We start from the raw sequence: 2,595 nt of genomic DNA, 5'->3' as shown, positions 1-2,595 counted from the left end.
GCACCCGCAGCACCTCGTCGACGTTGCGGCCGACCGACCCGGCGGTCACCGACACGAACTGGATGTCGTTGTTGGGATCGACGATGAAGGTGGCCCGATCGGCGACGCCGTCGGCGTTGAGCACCCCGGTCGCCTCGATCAGCTCACGCTTGATGTCGGAGAGCATCGGGAACGGCAGTGACTTGAGATCCTGATGCTGAGCCCGCCACTGGAAGTGCACGAACTCGCTGTCGATCGAGGCGCCGAGGACCTGCGCATCACGATCGGCGAATTCGTCGTTGAGCTTGCCGAACGCCGCGATCTCCGTGGGGCAGACGAAGGTGAAGTCCTTGGGCCAGAAGAACACCACCCGCCACTTACCCGGGTGGTCGTCGCTGGTGATCGTGGTGAAGTAGTCCTCCGGTTGCTTGGCGTCGACCTTCGACAGGTCACCGGGGATGAGTGCGGTGAGCCGGTAGGCCGGGAAGTGGTCGCCGATGGTCAGCAGTGCCATGTCACTCCTTGTGATTGAAGTCCGGGGCGCTACGGACTCGCGCCCACTCTTTGCGACCCTACCACTACTATGAACCAACGGCTATATCCTCCCCTATACTCATAGGCATGACCGATAGAAGTTATCGACCCACGATCGCGGGCCTGCGGGCGTTCGCCACAGTTGCCGAGAAGCACCAGTTCAGCCTTGCCGCAGCCAGTCTCGGCGTCAGCCAGTCCACGCTGTCGCAGGCCCTCTCGTCGTTGGAGGCCGGTCTGCAGGTCCAGCTGATCGAGCGGTCGACTCGGCGGGTCTTCCTGACTGCCGAAGGCGAACTGCTGCTGCCGCATGCGCAGGCCGTCATCGAGGCGGCGGCCCGCTTCTCCGCCGCGGCCGCCGGCGTCGCCGATCCCCTGCAGGGCACGATGCGGCTGGGCCTGATACCGACGGTGGCGCCCTACGTGCTGCCCACCGTGCTGGCCGGGTTGGCCGATCGGTTGCCGGAGCTGACGCTGCGGGTGATCGAGGATCAGACCGCACGACTGCTGACCGCGCTGCGCGAAGGTGCGTTGGACGCGGCGCTGATCGCATTGCCGGCCCAGGCCAACGGGATTACCGAGATTGCGATCTATGACGAAGACTTCGTGCTTGCGCTGCCACCGGGCCACCGGTTGGCCGGCAAACGCCGGGTATCGCCGAGCGCACTCGCGCAGCTGCCGCTGCTGCTGCTCGACGAGGGACACTGCCTGCGCGATCAGGCCCTGGATATCTGCCACCAGGCAGGCGTACAACCTGAGCTGACCAACACCCGGGCGGCGTCACTGTCGACAGCCGTGCAGTGCGTGACCGGCGGGCTGGGGGTGACGCTGATCCCGCAGACCGCGGTGCCGGTGGAAGCCGAACGCAGCAGGCTCGGGCTCGCCTACTTTGCCGCTCCGCGCCCGAGCCGGCGAATCGGGCTGGTGTTTCGCTCCACCAGCGGTCGCGACGGACCCTACCGACGGCTTGCCGGGATGACGGGCGAGTTGATCAAAGCCGACCACGACGTCCGGCTGGTGATGGCGCCGCGAACGACCCGTAGCTGACGACGGCGGCGCCGCGCGGTGTTGGTGCTGGCGATGCGACATTGTGAGCAACGCATACCGGCGGTTCCGCAGTGCGGTGAGACAATCGGGCGGTGAATGACGTTGACCGGCGGACCGCGGAAGCGGTTGAGGCGCTGAAAAGTCGGCGTGCAGTCTTCGCCTACCTGCACGGCAGTCGGGCCGCGGGTACGGCCGGGCCGGATTCCGATATCGACATTGCGGCCTACTTCGCCGGGCAGCCTCCGCAGGTTTTCGAGGTTCTGCTGCCCGCGGGCGTCGACCTTGTGGTGCTCAACGGCGCCCCGGTCGAAATCGCGGGACGGGTCGCGCTGGAGGGCGAACTCCTCTTCGAGAGCGATCCCGCTGCTCGGGTGGTGTGGGAGGCGACGACACGCAAGATCTACTTCGACGAACTGCCGCGGCTCAACCGGGCTCACCGGGAGTTCGCGGAGGCGGTGCTGCGTCGTGGTCGATGAAGTCCGGGTGTTTCGGCTGTTGCGAGCCATCACCGACGATCTCGCCGTTTTGCGCACGGAATCCGACGCAGATGAACACCGTCGTGGTGACCCGATGTGGTTACGCGGGGTGAAGTACACCTTCGTCACGTCCATCGAGGCGTGTATCGATATCGCCCAGCACGTATGTTCGGCGCAGGGTTGGGGGCCGCCGGCCGACAACGGCGACGCCATGAAGGTGCTGGGCGATCACGGCGTACTTACCGCCGAGGTGTCCGGCGCCATGCGCAAAGCCGTCGGATTCCGCAACGTCTTGGTGCACGAGTATGTCGAGGTCTCCGATGTGATCGTGGTGTCCAGGCTCGGCGACCTGCGTGACGTTGAACGATTCGTCAAGCAGGTGACCGCGTTCCTACATGAAGGTTCCTAAAGCGGCTTGGCTCTGGGCGACACCGCCTACGGCTCGGCCGGGCCGTTCTCGTGCTGGTCGCCGGCGTCAGCGTGACCAGCCCTCGAGGAGTTCAACGATGTGCTGCTGCCCTGTCGCCGCGGCGTCGAGTGTGCCGCGCATCTCGACGAATCC

At 65.9% G+C, this 2,595-nt stretch carries 4 protein-coding genes; 3 read left to right on the top strand and 1 reads right to left on the bottom strand.

What is annotated here, in order from left to right; all coding sequences use genetic code 11:
- Positions 1-493, bottom strand: a 493-nt coding sequence (locus AC2VON_RS23110; RefSeq protein ID WP_486954936.1) for a peroxiredoxin, incomplete at its 3' end; no start/stop codon positions are given.
- 107 nt (positions 494-600) lie between these two features.
- Between AC2VON_RS23110 and AC2VON_RS23105 the strand changes: the two genes are divergently transcribed.
- The 3 genes from AC2VON_RS23105 to hepT all read left to right on the top strand — a co-directional run bounded on the left by AC2VON_RS23105 (position 601) and on the right by hepT (position 2,442).
- Positions 601-1,557, top strand: coding sequence for a hydrogen peroxide-inducible genes activator (locus tag AC2VON_RS23105; RefSeq protein WP_486954935.1), 957 nt, complete (start codon positions 601-603; stop codon positions 1,555-1,557).
- Positions 1,558-1,649: 92 nt separating this feature from the next.
- Positions 1,650-2,033 (top strand): type VII toxin-antitoxin system MntA family adenylyltransferase antitoxin, encoded by a 384-nt coding sequence (gene mntA, locus AC2VON_RS23100; RefSeq protein WP_486954934.1) that lies wholly within the window; start codon positions 1,650-1,652, stop codon positions 2,031-2,033.
- Positions 2,023-2,442, top strand: a complete 420-nt coding sequence (gene hepT, locus AC2VON_RS23095) for a type VII toxin-antitoxin system HepT family RNase toxin (protein WP_486954933.1) — start codon at positions 2,023-2,025, stop codon at positions 2,440-2,442. Before mntA ends, hepT begins: the two co-directional genes overlap by 11 nt.
- The last annotated feature ends 153 nt before the right edge of the window (positions 2,443-2,595 follow it).

The sequence above is a fragment of the Mycobacterium sp. TH-M82 genome (genome assembly GCF_057473605.1).
The sequence above is the reverse complement of the archived record's forward strand: the minus strand, read 5'-3'. Positions and strand labels throughout refer to the sequence as shown.